This window comes from Mesorhizobium sp. J428 (genome assembly GCF_024699925.1).
Taxonomy (GTDB): Bacteria; Pseudomonadota; Alphaproteobacteria; order Rhizobiales; family Rhizobiaceae; genus Mesorhizobium_A.
This window is the reverse complement of the sequence record NZ_JAJOMX010000001.1, coordinates 968,370-986,554: the sequence shown is the minus strand read 5'-3', so window position 1 is coordinate 986,554 and position 18,185 is coordinate 968,370. Positions and strand designations below refer to the sequence as shown.

The window sequence follows — 18,185 nt, the reverse complement described above, 5'->3', positions numbered from 1 at the left end:
ATTTCCGATTTATAAATCGATAATCATCGATATAGGAAGCGTCCGGGTGCTTTAAACCCCCGCTCGTCCGGAAATTGCTTTCCTTTCGCAGCGAAGGGTGAGGAGATCGTTCCGATGTCCCGTCTCTTGCGGATTCGCCCTCATGCTGATTGCCCATCTGTCCGACCCGCATCTGCAACCGCGCGGCGTGCTGTATCAGGACGTGGTCGATTCCAACGCGATGTTCGAGGCGGCGATCCGGCATCTCAACGGACTGCAGCCCGAGCCGGACCTCGTGATCCTGAGTGGCGACCTCGTCGACACGGGATCGAGCGACGAATATGCGCATGCGCTCGAGCTGCTGGCGACGATCCGCAAGCCGCTGCTGGCGATCCCCGGCAATCACGACGAGCGGGAAGCGTTTCGCGCGGCTTTCCGCGACCGGCCATGGGTGGCTCGTTCAGGCCCGCTCCACGTCGTCGCCGACGGGTTCGGCCCGGTGCGGATCATCGGCTTCGACGTGACGGTGCCCGGCGCGCATCATGGCGACGTCGACGACGCTGCCGCGGCATGGCTCGTCGATGTGCTGCAGGCTGACCCGGAACGGCCGACGATCATCATGCTGCACCAGCCGCCGCTTCAGACCGGCGTTCCCTATCTGGACGCGTATCGCTGCTTCAATGCGGCGCGGCTGGAGGCGATCGTTCGGCGGTTTCCGGCCGTGGAGCGCGTGCTGTGCGGCCATGTGCACCGCATGATGCAGGTGCGCTTCGGCGGCACGCTCTTGATGACGGCGCCCAGCACGACGACGAGCATCGCCCTGCGGCCGTGGCCGGACGCGGAGCCAGCCTCGTTCGTCGAGCCGCCCGCAATGCTGCTGCACCACTGGCGGCCGGAGGCGGGCCTCGTCACGCATGTGGTGCCGATCGGGACCTTTCCCGGGCCCTACGACTTCGCCTGAGCCTCACCAGATCCCGTCGATGAACTCGGCCTCGTCGGCGCCGGGCCAGGGCGGCATGGTGATCGCGACCGCGGTCAGCGGCGCATCGCCGTCGTTGCGGAACTGGAAGCTGGTGCCGAGGGGAATGGTCAGCGACAGGCCGGGCGCGAGATCGGCGATCTCGTGCATGCGGCCGCTGCGCCGCCACATCTGGCCGCGGCCGGAGAGGATGAACCAGATCTCCTCGACCGTGCGGTGCCTGACCGCCTTGGAGACGGCCCCGGGCGGTAGGGTGAAATGCGCCATCGTGCCGCCGGCAAGCCGGGCGAGTTCACGAACCTGCGAACCATCCGGAGCGAGATGGTTCGGCTCTTGCGGCAGCATGACATCGGAAAAGGTCGCCTGTGCCATGCCGTTGTCCTCTCGTCTCAGAAGAAGGGCTTCGCCTTCATCGTCGCGGGTATCTTCACCCCCAGCCGCTTGAGGATGGAAGGCGCCAGCGCCAGCTGGTCGAGCAGCGTGTCCGGCTTCGGCCCCTTGGCCTGCCCGAAATAGTAGAAGGCCGTGTCCTGCTGCAGGTCTTCGTGGCCACCATGCGTGCCGCGGTCGGTCTGGCCGTGGTCGGCGGTGACGATCACCTCGTAGCCGTCCCTCAGCCAGCGCGGCAGGAAGGCGGCCAGCATGCCGTCCATGTGCAGGCAGGCATTGTCCATCTCGACGCAATCGTGGCCGAAGCGATGGCCCATCGAGTCCAGTGTGCAGGTGTGCAGGATACCGTAGTCGATACCGAAGCGCTCGGTGAGCATAGTCAGCGTCGCGAACAGGTCAACATCCGACGGCGTCATCTGGTTGTCGCGGCCATAGCCGGTCATCGTGTGGAAGCGGCCGTGGGTGATCGGGCTGTCCGGCTCGTCATATTCGAGATCGCGGACGAAATCGAACGGATAGCGGTTGAAGAATTCCGACCAGTAGGAATGGGTGACGGCGCCCGTCTTGCCGCCGGCCTTCGAGATCTCCGAGAAGAGGTCGGGCTGGGAGACGCGGAAGCGGGCCTCGTTCGACAGGATGCCATGCTCCTGCGGCGGCACGCCGGTGTGGATCGAAGCATAGCAGGGTCCGGAAATCGACGGCAGCGTGCTGCGCAGCCTCCAGACGCGTGCGTCGCCGTTCTTCACCCAGCCTTCGAGATTGCCGAAGTAGCGGCGGAAGTTCCGCTCCGGTACGCCGTCGATGATGATGAGGAGGAGCTTGGAGGAGAGGGGCATTGATAAAGCTAATCCTCAAGGTGCGAAGCGATGTCCATCCGCTGATGGAGAACGCGGACCACGTCCACTTGGCCGTGGACGAGACGGAAGATGATAAAGTGCGAACCGACCGACAGCTTCCGATAATTCGCCTTTATCTCGAAGATCTTCCGGCCCTCCCGGCCATCCACCGAAATCGAAGCGCAGGCGCGTCTTATCTCGCGAACATAACGATCGGCCCGATCGGCGCCCCAGTTGTCGGCAGTGTAATCCCAGATCCTATCGATGTCGGCCTGCGCGGCCGGTGACAGAATGTAGTTGTTCATAAACCGCGTTCGCGGCGCTTGCGGGCAATGAACTCATCGAAATCGAACGGCGTCGAGGGACCGCTCTCTTCCCCCTCGATGATCGCAGCCCTCAGAGCCTCGATCTTCGCCTGACGCTCCTCCAGCAGCTTCAAGCCTGCCGCGACGACTTCACTGGCCGAGGCAAAATTGCCACCATCAATCTGCTGCTCGATAAACTCGGCGGAGTGGTCGTCCAGCGACAGGGTCGTGTGCTTGTTCATGGCCCGCAACCTATCAGAATTCACCCGCTCCGCCAACGTGCCTACCGCTCAGTTCCCCGCGCTCTCCATCCGCCGACCCTTGATCGCCTTCTCCAGCCAGCCGAGCTCCATCTCGGGAACCGAGGAGAGCAGCAGGTCGGTGTAGGCGTCGAAGGGGGCGTGAGCACCTTGCTCTTTGGTCCGTAGCGCACGACCTCGCCGCGATACATCACGGCGATGGAATCGGCGATCGACTTCACCGTGGCAAGGTCGTGAGTGATGAACAGGTAGGCGACATCCTCCTCCTTCTGCAGGTCGAGCAGCAGTTCCAGGATGCCGTGTGCCACCAGCGGGTCGAGCGCGGAGGTGACCTCGTCGCAGATGATCAGCTTCGGCTTGGCGGCGAGCGCACGCGCAATGCAGACGCGCTGCTTCTGGCCGCCGGAAAGCTCGGCCGGATAGCGGTCGACGAAGCCCTTGCCCATTTCGATCTTGTCGAGAAGCTCGGCCACGCGCTTGTCGCGCTCGCGGCCTTTCACGCCGAAGTAGAATTCGAGCGGCCGGCCGATGATTGTGCCGACGGTCTGGCGCGGGTTCATGGCGACGTCGGCCATCTGATAGATCATCTGCAACTCGCGCAGGTCATCGCGCGTGCGGTCCTTGAGCGCGTTGGACAGCGTTCGTCCGGCGAAGGTGATCGTCCCCTGCTCGGGCGGCAGGAGGCCGGTGATTGCGCGGGCGAGCGTCGATTTGCCGGAGCCGGATTCGCCGACGACGGCGAGCGTCTGGCCGGGGAAGATGTCGACGCTGACGTTCTTCAGCACCTTGGCCATGCCGCCGGAATAGGCGGCCGTGACGTTCTTGACCGAGAGGATCGGCGTGGTGCCCGGCGCTTTCTCCTTGTGCTCGATGTGGTGCACGGAGACGAGCGCGTTGGTGTATTCCTGCCGCGGCTCCTTGATGATCTGCCGCGTGCCGCCCCATTCGACCAGCTTGCCGTGGCGCAGCACCATGATCTCGTCCGACACCTGCGCCACCACGGCGAGGTCGTGCGTGATGTAGAGCGCGGCGACGCCGGTGTCGCGAATCGCGTCCTTGATCGCCGCCAGCACGTCGATCTGGGTCGTGACGTCGAGCGCGGTCGTCGGCTCGTCGAAGACGATCAGGTCCGGCTCCGAGCAGAGTGCCATTGCAGTCATGACGCGCTGCAGCTGGCCGCCCGAGACCTGGTGCGGATAGCGGTCGCCGATCGTGTCCGGGTTGGGCAGGCTCAGCTTGCGGAAGAGCTGCTTCGCCCGCTTCTCGGCCTCGGCGCGGGTCGCCGAGCCATGGAGGATCGCCGCTTCCACCACCTGATCCATCAGGCGGTGCGCGGGGTTGAATGCTGCCGCCGCCGATTGCGCGACATAGCAGACCTCGGCGCCGCGCAGCTTGCGCACGCCTTCCTTGCCGCCCTTGAGGATGTCGCGGCCGTTGAGGATGACCTCGCCGCCGGTGATGCGCACGCCGCCGCGACCGTAGGCCATGGCGGACAGACCTATCGTGGATTTGCCGGCGCCGGATTCGCCGATCAGGCCGAGAACCTTGCCGCGGGCCAACGTCAGCGAGACGCCGTCGACGATGATCACGTCGCGCGGTGTCTCGCCCGGCGGATAGACGCGCGCCTCGATCTTGAGGTTGCGGATGTCGAGCAGCAGGTCTTCCGCCTTCGGACGTGGAGGGGTGTCGACGTGGTGAACGGTGCTCGACATCAGCCGCGCCCTCCCTTGAGGCTCGTCGTCCGGTTCAGGATCCAGTCGGCGACGAGGTTGACGGAGATCGCCAGCGCGGCGATCGCCGCCGCGGGGATCAGCGCTGCCGGAATGCCGAAGACGATGCCTTCCTTGTTCTCCTTGACCATGCCGCCCCAGTCGGCCTCGGGCGGCTGGACGCCGAGGCCCAGGAACGACAGCGCGGAAAGGAAGAGCACCGCATAGATGAAGCGAAGGCCGAGCTCGGAAACGAGCGGCGACAGTGCGTTGGGCAGGATCTCGCGGAAGATGATCCAGCCCGTGCCCTCACCGCGCAGTTTCGCCGCCTCGACGAAATCCATGACGTTAATGTCTGCGGCGACCGCACGCGACAGCCGGTAGACGCGGGTGGAGTCGAGCACCCCCATGACCATGATCAGGACCGGGATGGTCGTCGGCAGGACGGAGAGGATGACGAGGCCGAAGATCAGCGTCGGGATCGCCATCAGGAGGTCGACGAGACGCGACATCACCGTCTCGAACCAGCCGCCGATGACGGCGGCGGCGAAACCGAGCACCGAGCCCATCGTGAAGGACAGGGCGGTGGCGGCGACCGAGATGAAGATGGTGATCTGCGCGCCGTAGATCATCCGCGACAGGAGATCGCGGCCGAGATTGTCGGTGCCAAGCCAGTACTGCGACGACATCGGCTCCCAGACGCCGCCGACGATCTGGCCGGTCGGATAGGGCGCGATGAACGGCGCGAAGACGGCGACGAGGAGGAACAGCGCCGTCAGGACGAGGCCGATGAGCGAGCTGACGGGAATGCGCTTCAGCATGGCCGTCACCTCGGATGCCGCAGGCGCGGATTTGCCAGGATCGAGGCTATGTCCGCGACGATGTTGAGCGAGATGTAGACGGCGGCGAAGATGAGGCCGACGGCCTGGACCACCGGCACGTCGCGTTTGGCCACATGGTCGACCAGATACTGCCCCATGCCCGGATAGACGAAGATGACCTCGACCACGACCACGCCGACGACGAGGAAGGCGAGGTTGAGCATTACCACGTTGACGATCGGCGCAATCGCGTTCGGGAACGCGTGCTTGCGGATGATGTTCAGCTGCGACAGCCCCTTCAGCTCGGCCGTCTCCACATAGGCCGACTGCATGACGTTGAGGATCGCGGCACGGGTCATGCGCATCATGTGGGCGAGGACGACGAGGAGCAGCGCGGTGCCGGGCAGCACGATGGCGCGCAGCTTTTCCAGGAAGGGCATGCCGTCATAGACCGTGGATATCGACGGGAACCATTGCAGCTTCACCGCGAAGAAGAAGATGAGCAGGTAGCCGATGAAGAACTCCGGCAGCGAGGTGGATGCCAACGCGAAACCGGAGATGGCCTTGTCGACCGGCCCATTGCGGTAGCGCACGGCGAGCAGACCAAGCAGGATCGCGAGAGGAATGGCGACGACCGCGGTCCAGAAGGCAAGGAACAGCGTGTTCCACAACCTCGGCCCCAAGGTGGTCGCGATATCCTGCCGGGTGGTCAGGGCAGTGCCGAGATCACCTGTCAGGATGCCGCCCAGCCAGCGGAAATAGCGGATGTAGGCCGGGTCATTGAGGCCCAGCTCCTGGCGCAGGTTGGCGAGCGCCGTGGGCGTCGCCGATTGGCCCAAGATCGAGGCGGCGACATCACCCGGCAGGATCTGGGTGCCGGCGAAGATGAGCGCCGACACCGCGAAGAGGAGGAGAACGCCCATCGCCACGCGTTGGGCGATGAGCTTCAGGATCGGAGAGCCTCTCACGGCCCTGATCCGCTTAAGCCGCGACCCAGCATTCGGCCAACGCGTAGCCGTCCATCATCTCGCCGGCCGGATGAGGCGTGAAGCCGCCCGCCTTGCCGCCCGACGCGTCGATGAAGTCGTTGAACATCGGCAGGATCAGGCCGCCCTCGTCGCGGACGATCGTTCCCATGTCGGCATACATCTGCTTGCGCTTGGCCTCGTCGAGCTCGCTGCGCGCCGCCAGCAGCATCTGGTCGAACTTCTCGTTGAAGAAGCGCGTGTCGTTCCAGTCGGCCTTCGAGTAGTAGGCGGTGGTGTACATCTGGTCCTGCGTCGAGCGCCCGCCCCAGTAGGAAGTGGAGAAGGGCTGCTTGTTCCAGACCTCCGACCAGTAACCGTCGCCCGGCTCGCGCTTCACCTCGATCGTGATGCCGGCGGCCGCGCAGGACTGCTGGTAGAGCTGGGCCGCGTCGACCGCGCCAGTGAAGGCGACATCCGAGGTGCGCAGCAGGACCGGGCCGGAATGGCCGGACTTCTGGTAGTGGAACTTGGCCTTGTCCGGATCATAGGTGCGCTGTTCCAGCTCGGTGAAGAGCGGGTAGGCGGCGTTGATCGGGAAATCGTTGCCGACCGAGCCATAGCCGAACAGGATCTTCTCGAGCATTTCCTCGCGATTCATGGCGTATTTCAGCGCGAGGCGCAGGTCGTTGTTGTCGAACGGCGCCGTGTTGCAATGCATGATGAACACGTAGTGGCCGCGGCCGGAGACGTTCTGGATCGTCACGCCGGGCACCCGCTTGATCAGTTCGACGATCTTGGGCTCGACGCGGTTGATCATGTGCACCTGGCCGCCCTGGAGCGCGGAGGTGCGCGCGGTGGCGTCGTTGATGACGATGATCTCGATCTGGTCGGCATGGCCCATGGCGTCGCCGCCATGGTAGTTGGCGAACTTCTCGCCGCCCTGGCGCACGCCCGGCTCATTGACGGTGACCTTGTACGGGCCGGCCGAGATGCCCTCGGTCGGGTTGTCCTTGCCGCCGTTCGGCTGGATGATGAGGTGGTAGTCGGCCATCAGGTAAGGGAAGTCGGCATCGGCGCTCGCCAGTTCGACGATCACCTCGTTGCCGCTTGCCTTGACGCCGGTGATGTTGGTCAGGATGCCAAGCGCGCCCGACTTCGAGTTGGCATCGGCGTGGCGCGTGATCGTGGCCGCGACGTCTTCGGCGGTGACCGTCTTGCCGTTGTGGAACTCGACGCCCTGCTTGATCTTCATCGTCCAGGTCTTGGCGTCGTCGGACGCGCCGATCTCCTCGGCGATCTGGTTCTTGAGCGAGCCGTCGCGGTTCAGGCGGACAAGATATTCGCCCCAGCACTTGCCGAAGGAGAACGGCACCTGGCTGAGGAAGGATGCGGGGTCGAGGCTGTTGGTTGCCTCGCCGCCCTGCAGGCCGGCCTTGAGGATGCCGCCCTTGACGGCGCCCTGGGCGCGCGCTGCGCTGCCGAGCAGGGTGTTGGCAAATGCGGCGGATGCACCGAGCGCCGCGGCTCGGCCGAGGAAGTCTCGGCGGCTCAGGCGGCCTGCAACGACGTAGCGGCTCAGGAATTCCAATTCATTGGACATGGTAAGCTCCTCACTCGGATTGTGTTGCCCCAGGGCCAATTAGAAGGCCTCTTTGTGACACCGATATTGGCGCTGAATGGTTTTACGCCGCAAGGCCGTATGCGACATTCCGTGGCGTAAATAAATGCAGGCGGACAAACGCCCCGCGCAGGGGCAATTGCTAGAGGTGCCGACGTGCCACCGTGTCGGCGAAATCCCGCTCGAACAGGCGATCCGAACCTTCCCACGCCTCCAGGCGGGCGGCGAGATAAAAGCTCTCGGCGTCCGACCGCATCGACGACCGGGCTTCGGTGCGGACCGACCAGTCGCCGCGTGACAGGGTTTGCTCCCACCAGATCTCCGCCCGCGCCGACAGCGGGTCGTCGGGCCGGATCGTCCAGCGCTCGGACATCCGCGAGCCGGTAACGAGGCCGTGGTCAAGGTCGCGCACCTCGCCGAAGTCGTTCGCCACGACGACCATCACCAGCCCCGTTTCCAGGTCGCGCTCGATGCGGCGCTCGGAGGACGGCGGCCGAAGTTCCTCGACCTGCCATGCCGGCGCGGCCTGCGGCGCCTCGAAATGCCACTCGTCGCCTGCGGCCGTGGGACGGACCGGAAGCGCCAGCGCTCCGGCGGTCAGCTCGACCGATGCCGCCTCCGGCGACGGCCAGACGGCGGGCCAGTAGGCCGTCGAGATCGCAACACGCAGATGGTGGCCCGCCGGAATGCGATAGGCGCACTGGTCGAGGACGACCGTGGCGATGGTCGGTTCCCCGGGAACGAGAGGTTGCGGGAACTCGTGCGAATTACGGTGCGTGAGGTTGAGCAGGCCGTAGCTGATCAGTTCCGAGGCGCCGTCGGGATGCACGTCGCAGAGGCGGACGCAGAGGTTCGCCTGCGGCCGGTCCGGTATGAAGGCAAGGCGGACGGACGGCGCCCCGACGATGTCCAGCGCTTCGTCCAAAACGTCGCCATCGAAGCAGGCGGACAGCGCATCGTCGGGCCGCTGGTCGCCCGGCAGTTCCGGGCCGAAGTTGAACGGGAAATACTCGCCGGTGGCGAGGCCGCAATCCTGCGGCGAGGCGACGAGGCGCAAGAACGGGGAGGGCGCGTCGGCGAGCCGCGAGGCTGCAAGGTGCAGCGCGCGCGTCGAGATGCCGGGCGAGGGCCATTGGCTCTCCGCGATCCAGCGGCCCGGACGTTCGGGATGCCAGTAGGCGGGGCGCACGCTGTCCATCAGCCACAGCCGCATGGCCGGATCGTCCTCGACGCCGGTGTCGATATCCTTGAGCCAGCGGTCCCACCAGCGCAGGGCCTCCTGCAGGAAGCCGATCGCCGGCCCGGGGGCGGCGAAATGCGGGTATTTGTGGATCCACGGCCCGACGATACCCTTCACCGGCGCGGAGACATTCTCGACCAGGTGCGACATCGTGTTGCGATAGCCGTCGTGCCAGCCGCCGATCGACAGCACCGCCGCCTCGATCGCCGCATAGTCCTCGCAGACCGATCCGTGCTTCCAGTAAGCGTCGCGGGTCTGGTGCGAGAACCAGGTCCTGGCGAGGAAGGGCATGTTCTCCAGCCGCTTGAGCCACATCTCGCGCCACCGCGCGCCGACGAGGGCGGGGTCCGGCGGGCGCGACGAATAAGAGAGCATGTTGGCCGCCCAGCCGAGGTTTTCGTTGAGCAGGCAGCCGCCCTTATAGTGGATGTCGTCGGCATAGCGGTCGACGGTCGAGCAGAGGGTGATGATCGCCTTGAGCGCGGGGGGGCGGAGTGCCGCGACCTGGAGCGCGTTGAAGCCGCCCCAGGAGATGCCCATCATGCCGACCTTGCCATTGCACCAGGGCTGGGCGGCGGCCCAAGCGATAACGTCGCAGGCGTCCTGCAACTCCTGCGCGGTATATTCGTCCTCCATCAATCCGTCGGAGTCGCCGTTGCCGCGCATGTCGACACGGATCGAGGCATAGCCGTGGCCGGCGAAATACGGGTGGGTGAGTTCGTCGCGCGCGGTCGTGCCGTCGCGCTTGCGGTAGGGCAGGTGCTCGAGGATCGCCGGCACCGGGTTCTCTGTAGCATCCTCCGGCATCCAGATGCGCGCCGACAGCCGGCATCCGTCGGGCATGACGATGCCGATGTCGGGATATTCGACGACACGGCGGGGAAAGGAAGTGACGGTCTTCATGACCGCATCCGACTATGCCCCGCCTCGCGAGGCAAGGCTCGGATGCGACATCAATCGCCGCTCAATTCAACGGAATGTCGTTGTCCTGCTTCTGCGCCTGATAGGTCGCCGACAGGCGGTCATAGGTCCCGACCAGTGTGTCGGCGCGGGCGGAGAGGCGGGTGCGGTCGGGCTCGGGCAGGGCCGAGATCATCCGACGCAGCGAACGGCCGGTCCAGAAGGCATTGGTGGCGTTGTAGCCGCCGGGGTCGAGCGTGAAGACCTCCTTCAGGATCTTCAAATCGTGGGGAATGGCGAAGGCGTCGCGCGAATCCTCGTGGCTGAAGAAATAGTAGAAATTGTCGAAACCGGTCCAGGTGATGGCGGAGAGGCAGAGCGAGCAGGGCTCGTGGGTGGCGAGGAAGACGCAGTCCTTCGTCTCGGGCCGGCTGGCCTTCGGCAGTTCGTAGAAGCGCTTCAGCGCATGGACCTCGCCGTGCCAGAGCGGGTTTTCCAGCTCGTTGTTGGTCTCGGCGATCACCACCGACAGGTCGTCCTTGCGCAGGATCGCGGCGCCGAACAGCTTATTGCCCGCCGCGACGCCCGCCGCGGTCTTCGGAACGATGTCGTGCTCCATGACGTCGAGCAGGCGTTCGATCAAGGCGGTGTCGGTCATGCGAGGCCCTCCGGCAGGGTGATCGTCCAGGGTTCGGCGAAATGGTGCTCTTCGAGGTTCTTTTCCTTCCCCGCGCGGTCGACAACGAGGAAATCCTGCGGCGCGCCGATGGGGGTCAGCACCGCATGCCAGAGGTTGCGCGGATAGTTCACGCCCTGGCCGGGCGCGGTGACGAAGGCGTGCGGGGTGCCGGGAGTGCCGTCCGCGTCATGCGCGACCACGACGAGGAAGGGGCGCGGCGAGAGCGGCATGAAGGCCTGGCTGCCGAAAGGGTGGCGCTCCATCATGTCGAGGGTGAGCGGAAACGCGTAGGGCGTGGCGCGGAAGATCGACAGGATGACACGCGCGTCGGTGCCGACAGCTTCGGCGGTGGCGAGGTCGTGGTAGCGCTCGCACTTGCCGGCATTGATCGGATAGTGGTTCGGCCAGTCCATGTCGAGCACGTCGCCGAAGGCAGCGAAGGTTTCGCGGGTCAGGGGGCAGGCGGTGAGGGTTTTCACGAACGACCCCCCTCTGGCCTGCCGGCCATCTCCCCCTCAAGGGGGAGATTGGCTGACGCGTCGGATTTTGCCAATCGTCGACGCTGCAGGGGGGGCGCATACGCCGGAGCTGCAAATCTCCCCCCTTGAGGGGGAGATGGCCGGCAGGCCAGAGGGGGGTGGTCTTCGTCCGCACCTATCGCCTCAACCCAAGCCTAGGGTGCCGGTTGACGTCCTTGTAGAGCAGGTAGCGGAACTTCCCCGGTCCGCCGGCGTAGCAGGCCTGCGGGCAGAAGGCGCGCAGCCACATGAAGTCGCCGGCTTCCACCTCCACCCAGTCCTGGTTGAGCTTGTAGACCGCCTTGCCCTCCAGCACGTAGAGCCCGTGCTCCATGACGTGGGTCTCCATGAAGGGGATGATCGCGCCGGGCTCGAAGGTGACGATGTTGACGTGCATGTCATGGCGCAAATCCTCAGGGTCGACGAAGCGGGTCGTCGCCCATTTGCCAGCGGTGCCGGGCATGGAGAGCGGCACTACGTCCTGGTCGTTGGAGAACTGCAACGGCGGCATGTCGATGCCGTCCACCTTCTCGTAGATCTTGCGGATCCAGTGGAATTTCGCCGGCCCGGTGCCGGTGTTGCGCAGCGTCCAGCGGCTGCCGGGCGGCAGGAAGGCCCAGCCGCCCTTGAGCATGCGGTGCGCGGCGCCGTCGACGGTGACCATCAGCTCGCCGTCCATCAGGAAGATGACGCCCTCGGCTTCCGCATCCGGCTCGGGCCGGTCGCTGCCGCCGCCGGGCGAGACGTCCATCACATACTGCGTGAAGGTCTCCGAGAAGCCGGAGAGCGGCCGCGCGATGATCCAGGCGATGGTGCGCTGCCAGTGCGGCAGGTAGGAGGTGACGATCTCGCGCATCACGCCGCGCGGGATGAAGGCATAGGCCTCGGTGAAGACCGCGCGGCCGGTCAGCAGGTCCGTCTGCGGCGGATGGCCACCGGGCGGGGCGACATATTGGGGTCCGGCCATCTTGATTGTCCTTCCTAGGCCGGCAGCAGGTCGCGCAGCCTGTACCAGGCGATGCGTTCCACCTGCCGGCAGGCTGCGGCGAATTCCCCCGCCCTGTCGTTGGCGAGGCGCGCGCCGAAGGCTTCGAGGATCGAAGCCCTGGTGTTGTCGCGCACCGCGATGATGAAGGGGAAGCCGAACTTCGCGACATAGTCGGCGTTCAGCTGCGTGAAGGTCTCGCGCTCTGCGTCGGTCAGCGCATCGAGGCCGGCGGAGGCCTGTTCCGAGGTCGATTCCGGCGTCAGCCGCCTTGCGGCGGCGAGCTTGCCGGCGAGGTCCGGATGGGCCTTGAGGACGCCCAGCCGCTCGCCCTCGCTCGCCGAGCGGAAGGCGCGGCAGAGCGCGTTGTGCAGGCCGCCGGCTGAATCGTGCGCCGGGCCGAGCTCCAGCTCGAAGGCGCGCTCGGCGACCCATGGCGAGTGCTCGAAGATCGAGCCGAAGCGGGCGACGAAATCCGCGCGGCTCATGCGCGAGGGGCGAAGTGCCGCCGCCTGGTAAGGGTGATGCTCGCGCCAGTGGCGGGCGATGTCGGTGCGGCGCGCGATCCAGACATTGTCGTGGGACTGGACGTAGTCGATGAAGCGCTGCAGTGCCGCCGCGCGGCCTGGACGCCCGACGAGGCGGCAGTGCAGGCCGATGTTCATCATCGACGGCCGGCCGGCGCGGCCTTCGGCGTAATGGGTGTCGAAGGCGTCCTTGAGGTAGGTGAAGAACTGCTGACCTTCGGCATAGCCCGCCTGGATCGCGAAGCGCATGTCGTTGGCGTCGAGCGTGTAGGGCAGGATCAGCTGCGGCGGGATCGGGTTGCCGTGCCCGTCATGGTCGAGCCAGTAGGGCAGGTCGTCGTCCATCGTGTCCGACACGTAGTCGAAACCGCCCTCGGCCGCGGCAAGCCGCACGGTGTTGACCGAGGTGCGGCCGGTGTACCAGCCGCGCGGCCGCTCGCCGGTCACCTCGGCATGCAGGCGGATCGCCTCTTCCATATGCGCGCGCTCGACCTCTTCGGGCGTGTCGCGGTAGTCGATCCATTTCAGGCCGTGCGAGGCGATCTCCCAGCCGGCCGCCTGCATGGCCGCGACTTGGTCGGGCGAACGCGCAAGCGCTGTTGCGACGCCGTAGATCGTCAGCGGGATGCCGGCCGCGGTGAACATCCGATGCAGCCGCCAGAAGCCGGCGCGCGCGCCGTATTCGTAGATCGATTCCATGTTCCAGTGGCGCATGCCGGGCCAGGGCTGGGCGCCGGTGATCTCGGACAGGAACGCCTCGGAGGCGGCGTCACCGTGCAGGATCGAGTTCTCGCCGCCTTCCTCGTAGTTCAGCACGAACTGGACGCAGACATGGGCGCCGCCGGGCCATTTCGGATCGGGCGGATTGGCCCCGTAGCCGCGCATGTCGCGCACATAACGTCTTGGTTCGGTCATCGATGTCCTGCCGGGAGTTCAACTGCTCCCCATTCAACACTATCAAAGGGGATCAGTGCGATACCCCTCGAAAATTTTGAAAGTCTTTGTGTAGCCACACGCCGCGCCAGGGCTTATCCATTCCCTTGAAATGCCGCACAATCCGCAGGCACGGCGAATGCCGTGCCTGGACAAGAGGCAGGAACGAATGGCGCAAGGCAGCGGCGGAAAGCTGACAACCCACGTGCTGGACACGGCGACGGGCAAGCCGGCAGCCGGACTGGAGATCTGGCTCTACCGGGTCAGCGGCAATTCGCACAAGAAGATCAAGGCGGTGACGACCAATGCCGACGGACGTTGCGACGAGCCGCTGCTGGCCGGCAAGGATTTCAAGACCGGGCAGTACGAGCTGGTGTTCCTCGCCGGGGACTATCTGCGGGCGCAGGGAACCGACCTGCCTGACCCGCTGTTCCTCGACCAGGTGCCGATCCGTTTCGGCATGGCCGAGGAGGCGCACTATCACGTGCCGCTGCTCATCTCGCCCTACGGCTATTCGACCTACAGGGGGAGCTGATCCGCAATGCCAGCCATCCGCTCCACGATCCGCTTCCTCCTGAACGACGAGACGGTCGAGATAGCAGACCTCAGGCCCGACGAAACCCTGCTCGACTGGCTGCGGCTGCGACGGTCGCTACGCGGCACCAAAGAAGGTTGTGCGGAAGGCGATTGCGGCGCCTGCACGGTGTTGGTGGGGCGGCTGGCCGGCGACGGGCTGGTCTACGAGAGCGTCAATGCCTGTATCCGCTTTCTTGCCAGCCTCGACGGCTGCCATGTGGTCACGGTGGAGCACCTGAAGGGCCAGAACGGCCGGCTGCATCCCGTCCAGCAGGCGATGGTCGACTTCCAAGGCTCGCAATGCGGCTTCTGCACGCCCGGCTTCGTGATGTCGCTCTACGGCCTGTGGATGCGCGAGCCGTGGCCGTCTGAGGCGGCGATCGAGAAGGCGCTGCAGGGCAATCTCTGCCGCTGCACCGGCTACGACGCGATCGTGAAGGCGGCGAAGGCGATCTCGGAATACGGCGTCGCCGCCGATAGCGAGCTCGCCGCCGAGCGCGGCCGGATCAGCGACGCGCTGTGGGAGATGCGCGACGGATCGCGCGTCGAGATCGGATCGGGCAAGGACCGGCTGGTCATCCCGGTCTCGGCAGACGACCTGGCCGAGGTTCTCGATGCGGAACCGGGTGCGCGGATCGTCGCTGGCTCGACCGATGTCGGCCTGTGGGTGACCAAGTTCATGCGCGACATTACGCCCGTCGTCTTCGTCGGCCATCTCGACGACCTGAAGGGTATCGAGGAGGCGGACGGCGTGCTGACGATCGGCGCCGGCGTCACCTATACCGAGGCCCGCGAGGCGCTCGCGGCGCGCATTCCGGCCTTTGGTCCGCTGATCGACCGGATCGGCGGTGATCAGGTGCGCAACATGGGCACCATCGGCGGCAACATCGCCAACGGCTCGCCCATCGGCGATACGCCGCCGCCGCTGATCGCACTCGGCGCCACGCTGACGCTGCGCAAGGGCAGCGCGCGGCGGACGATCCCGCTCGAAACCTTCTTCCTCGCCTATGGCAAGCAGGACCGGCAGGCGGGCGAGTTCGTCGAGGCGGTGCACGTGCCGCTGCCGAAGGCCGGCGCGCATTTCGGCGTGCACAAGGTCACAAAGCGTCGCGACGAGGACATTACCGCGACGCTCGGCGCGTTCCATGTCGAGGTCGAGGGCGGGCGCGTGACGTCGGCGCGCATCGCCTATGGCGGCATGGCGGCGACGCCGAAGCGAGCGGGCGCGGTCGAGGCGACCCTTGTCGGCCAGGAATGGTCGGTCGCGACCGTCGAGGCGGCGATGGCGGAGTATCCGAAGGATTTCACCCCGCTCAGCGACATGCGCGCCTCAGCGGAGACAACGCATGACCGTGGCGAAGAACCTGCTGCTGCGCTTCTATTTTGAGACGACCGGCACGAAAAAGCGGATCACCATTACGCGGGAGCGCGCGGCATGACCCATCACGCCCCGAACCTTCGCGCCGAGAAGATTTCCGGCGGCGTCGCCACCGACCGGCGGCACGATTCCGCGCACAAGCACGTCACCGGCACGGCGGTCTACATCGACGACATGCCGGAGCCGGCCGGCCTGCTGCACGGCTGCCTGGGGCTCTCCACCGTGACGCATGCAAAGGTTCTGTCGATGGATCTCGACGCGGTGCGCACCGCGCCGGGCGTCAGGCTGGTGCTGACCGGCAAGGACATGCCGGCCTCCAACGACATCAGCCCGACCGGCCGGCACGACGAGCCGGTGCTCGCCGACGGCCTCGTCCAGTTCTACGGCCAGCCGATCTTCGCCGTGATCGCCGAGACGCGCGAGCAGGCGCGGCGCGCCTGCCGGCTGGCGAAGGTGGAGTATGAAGAGCTGCCCTTCTTCACCGATGTCGGCGAGACCGACCGGAAGAACGGCAAGATGGTGACGCCGCCGCTCAAGCTGGAGCGCGGCGATGCAGAGGGCGCGATCGCTGCCGCGCCACGCCGGATCGGCGGCCAGATGAGGGTCGGCGGCCAGGAGCACTTCTATCTCGAAGGCCATATCGCGCTCGCGGTGCCCGGCGAGGATCAGGACGTGACGGTCTACTCCTCGACGCAGCATCCGAGCGAGGTGCAGCACATGGTGGCGCATGTGCTGGGCGTGCCCTCGCATGCGGTGACGATCGAGATCCGCCGCATGGGCGGTGGCTTCGGCGGCAAGGAGACGCAGGGCAACCAATTCGCGGCGATCGCGGCCGTGGCGGCGAAGAAGCTTGGCCGCGCGGTGAAGATTCTGCCCCGACCGCGACGACGACATGACCGCGACCGGCAAGCGGCATGATTTTCTTATCGACTACGAGGTGGGCTTCGATGAGGAGGGCCGCATCCTCGGCGCGGACTTCCACTACGCGGCGCGCTGCGGATTCTCCTCCGACCTGTCGGGGCCGGTGACGGACCGAGCGCTGTTCCATTGCGACAACGCCTATTTCTACCCGGCCGTGAAGGCGACCTCAGCGCCGCTCTACACCAATACGGTGTCCAACACGGCCTTCCGCGGCTTCGGCGGACCGCAGGGCATGGTCGGCGCCGAGCGCATCATCGACGAGGTGGCGTTCGCGCTGGGCAAGGACCCGCTGGAGATCCGCAAGATCAATTTCTACGGCGTGGGCGAGCGTGACGTGACGCCCTACCACCAGACGGTCGAGGACAACATCCTCGAGCGGATCGTCGGCGAGCTGGAGGCGAGTTCGGACTATGAGCGGCGGCGGCGCGAGATCGCGGCGTTCAACGCCAACAGCCCGATCGTCAAGCGCGGCATCGCGCTGACGCCGGTCAAGTTCGGCATCTCGTTCACCGCGACCTTTTACAACCAGGCCGGCGCGCTGGTGCATGTCTACACCGACGGCTCGGTGCACCTGAACCATGGCGGCACCGAGATGGGGCAGGGGCTCTACGTCAAGGTGGCTCAGGTGGTGGCAGAGGAGTTCCAGATCGACATCGAGCAGGTGAAGATCACCGCGACAACGACCGGCAAGGTGCCGAACACGTCGGCGACCGCAGCGTCTTCGGGCACGGACCTCAACGGCATGGCGGCGCAGAATGCGGCGCGGCAGATCAAGGACCGGCTGATCGATTTCGCCGCCGAGAAGCACGGCGTGCCGAAGGAGCAGGTCGTTTTCCTGCCCAACCGGGTGCGGATCGGCAACCAAGAGATCGCCTTCGCGGACCTGATCCGGCAGGCCTATATGGCGCGGGTGCAGCTTTCCGCTGCGGGCTTCTACAAGACGCCGAAGATCCACTGGGACCGCGACAAGGGGCAGGGGCGGCCTTTCTACTACTTCTCCTACGGCGCCTCCTGCTCGGAAGTGTCGATCGACACGCTGACGGGCGAGTATGTCGTCGAGCGCACCGACATCCTGCACGAGACCGGCAAGTCACTGAACCGGGCGATCGACCTCGGCCAGATCGAGGGCGGCTTCATCCAGGGCATGGGCTGGCTGACGACCGAGGAACTGGTGTGGGACGAGAAGGGCCGGCTCAGGACGCATGCGCCCTCGACCTACAAGATCCCGCTCGCCTCGGACCGTCCGAAGATCTTCAACGTCGCGCTCGCCGACTGGGCGGAGAATGTCGAGCCGACAGTGCACAAGTCGAAGGCCGTCGGCGAGCCGCCCTTCATGCTCGCCATGTCGGTGCTGCATGCGCTGTCCGACGCGGTCGCCAGCGTCGCCGATCATCGCATCTGTCCCCGCCTCGACGCGCCCGCCACGCCGGAGCGCGTGCTGATGGCGGTGGAGCGGGTGCGGCGCGAGGCGGGGATGTAGCGAGGGCGCCGAGGCGCTATCGTGCGGATATGTCAGCGTTCCTTCGCGCCCCCCTCTGGCCTGCCGGCCATCTCCCCCTCAAGGGGGAGATCGGCAGTTTCCGTGTCGGCGCCCCTATCCGAACGTTGGAGGTTGGCGAAAGCAGTCGCGACAGCAAGTCTCCCCCCTTGAGGGGGAGATGGC

14 protein-coding genes and 3 pseudogenes are annotated in these 18,185 nt (G+C 66.0%); 4 read left to right on the top strand and 13 right to left on the bottom strand.

Annotated features, from left to right (window positions below):
* Nucleotides 1-142 precede the first annotated feature (142 nt).
* Entirely contained in the window at nucleotides 143-940 is a 798-nt protein-coding gene (locus LRS09_RS04970; RefSeq protein ID WP_257804626.1) for a phosphodiesterase, read from the top strand.
* A 3-nt stretch (nucleotides 941-943) separates the two neighbouring features.
* Here LRS09_RS04970 and LRS09_RS04965 read toward each other — a convergent pair whose 3' ends face one another.
* From LRS09_RS04965 to puuE, 13 genes and pseudogenes are all read right to left on the bottom strand, one after another.
* Entirely contained in the window at nucleotides 944-1,330 is a 387-nt protein-coding gene (locus tag LRS09_RS04965) for a cupin domain-containing protein (protein WP_257804624.1), read from the bottom strand.
* 17 nt (nucleotides 1,331-1,347) lie between these two features.
* Complete coding sequence (locus LRS09_RS04960; protein ID WP_257804623.1) at nucleotides 1,348-2,184, bottom strand: alkaline phosphatase family protein; 837 nt, start codon at nucleotides 2,182-2,184, stop codon at nucleotides 1,348-1,350.
* Between the two features lie 8 nt (nucleotides 2,185-2,192).
* The gene (locus LRS09_RS04955) at nucleotides 2,193-2,489 is read right to left on the bottom strand and encodes a type II toxin-antitoxin system RelE/ParE family toxin (RefSeq protein WP_257804621.1); all 297 of its coding nucleotides are present in this window, start codon (nucleotides 2,487-2,489) and stop codon (nucleotides 2,193-2,195) included.
* On the bottom strand, nucleotides 2,486-2,731 hold the full coding sequence (locus LRS09_RS04950) for a type II toxin-antitoxin system ParD family antitoxin (RefSeq protein ID WP_257804619.1): 246 nt from the start codon (nucleotides 2,729-2,731) through the stop codon (nucleotides 2,486-2,488). The genes LRS09_RS04955 and LRS09_RS04950 overlap by 4 nt, the downstream gene beginning before the upstream one ends.
* 48 nt (nucleotides 2,732-2,779) lie before the next feature.
* Nucleotides 2,780-4,461 (bottom strand): annotated as a pseudogene (locus LRS09_RS04945) (ABC transporter ATP-binding protein).
* The gene (locus LRS09_RS04940; protein ID WP_257804617.1) at nucleotides 4,461-5,279 is read right to left on the bottom strand and encodes an ABC transporter permease; all 819 of its coding nucleotides are present in this window, start codon (nucleotides 5,277-5,279) and stop codon (nucleotides 4,461-4,463) included. The pseudogene LRS09_RS04945 and the gene LRS09_RS04940 overlap by 1 nt, the downstream one beginning before the upstream one ends.
* Before the next feature lie 5 nt (nucleotides 5,280-5,284).
* A complete protein-coding gene (locus tag LRS09_RS04935; RefSeq protein ID WP_257804616.1) occupies nucleotides 5,285-6,247 on the bottom strand; it encodes an ABC transporter permease in 963 nt (320 codons plus the stop codon).
* Nucleotides 6,248-6,260: 13 nt separating this feature from the next.
* The gene (locus tag LRS09_RS04930) at nucleotides 6,261-7,847 is read right to left on the bottom strand and encodes an ABC transporter substrate-binding protein (protein WP_257804615.1); all 1,587 of its coding nucleotides are present in this window, start codon (nucleotides 7,845-7,847) and stop codon (nucleotides 6,261-6,263) included.
* A 160-nt stretch (nucleotides 7,848-8,007) separates the two neighbouring features.
* Nucleotides 8,008-10,008: a CocE/NonD family hydrolase gene (locus tag LRS09_RS04925; protein ID WP_257804613.1), complete on the bottom strand. Its 2,001-nt coding sequence runs from the start codon at nucleotides 10,006-10,008 to the stop codon at nucleotides 8,008-8,010.
* A 61-nt stretch (nucleotides 10,009-10,069) separates the two neighbouring features.
* The gene (locus LRS09_RS04920) at nucleotides 10,070-10,663 is read right to left on the bottom strand and encodes a nucleoside deaminase (RefSeq protein ID WP_257804612.1); all 594 of its coding nucleotides are present in this window, start codon (nucleotides 10,661-10,663) and stop codon (nucleotides 10,070-10,072) included.
* Nucleotides 10,660-11,163: an ureidoglycolate lyase gene (locus LRS09_RS04915; protein ID WP_257804610.1), complete on the bottom strand. Its 504-nt coding sequence runs from the start codon at nucleotides 11,161-11,163 to the stop codon at nucleotides 10,660-10,662. The genes LRS09_RS04920 and LRS09_RS04915 overlap by 4 nt, the downstream gene beginning before the upstream one ends.
* Before the next feature lie 175 nt (nucleotides 11,164-11,338).
* Complete coding sequence (locus LRS09_RS04910) at nucleotides 11,339-12,169, bottom strand: bifunctional allantoicase/(S)-ureidoglycine aminohydrolase (RefSeq protein WP_257804609.1); 831 nt, start codon at nucleotides 12,167-12,169, stop codon at nucleotides 11,339-11,341.
* A gap of 14 nt (nucleotides 12,170-12,183) precedes the next feature.
* Nucleotides 12,184-13,629, bottom strand: a complete 1,446-nt coding sequence (gene puuE, locus LRS09_RS04905) for an allantoinase PuuE (RefSeq protein ID WP_257804607.1) — start codon at nucleotides 13,627-13,629, stop codon at nucleotides 12,184-12,186.
* A gap of 187 nt (nucleotides 13,630-13,816) precedes the next feature.
* Here puuE and uraH point away from each other — a divergent pair, with 187 nt between their 5' ends.
* The 3 genes and pseudogenes from uraH to xdhB all read left to right on the top strand — a co-directional run bounded on the left by uraH (nucleotide 13,817) and on the right by xdhB (nucleotide 18,002).
* Nucleotides 13,817-14,182, top strand: a complete 366-nt coding sequence (uraH, locus tag LRS09_RS04900; protein ID WP_257804606.1) for a hydroxyisourate hydrolase — start codon at nucleotides 13,817-13,819, stop codon at nucleotides 14,180-14,182.
* 6 nt (nucleotides 14,183-14,188) lie between these two features.
* A pseudogene (gene xdhA / locus LRS09_RS04895) lies at nucleotides 14,189-15,662 on the top strand (xanthine dehydrogenase small subunit).
* Nucleotides 15,659-18,002: pseudogene (xdhB, locus tag LRS09_RS04890) on the top strand (xanthine dehydrogenase molybdopterin binding subunit). The pseudogenes xdhA and xdhB overlap by 4 nt, the downstream one beginning before the upstream one ends.
* Nucleotides 18,003-18,185: the final 183 nt, after the last annotated feature.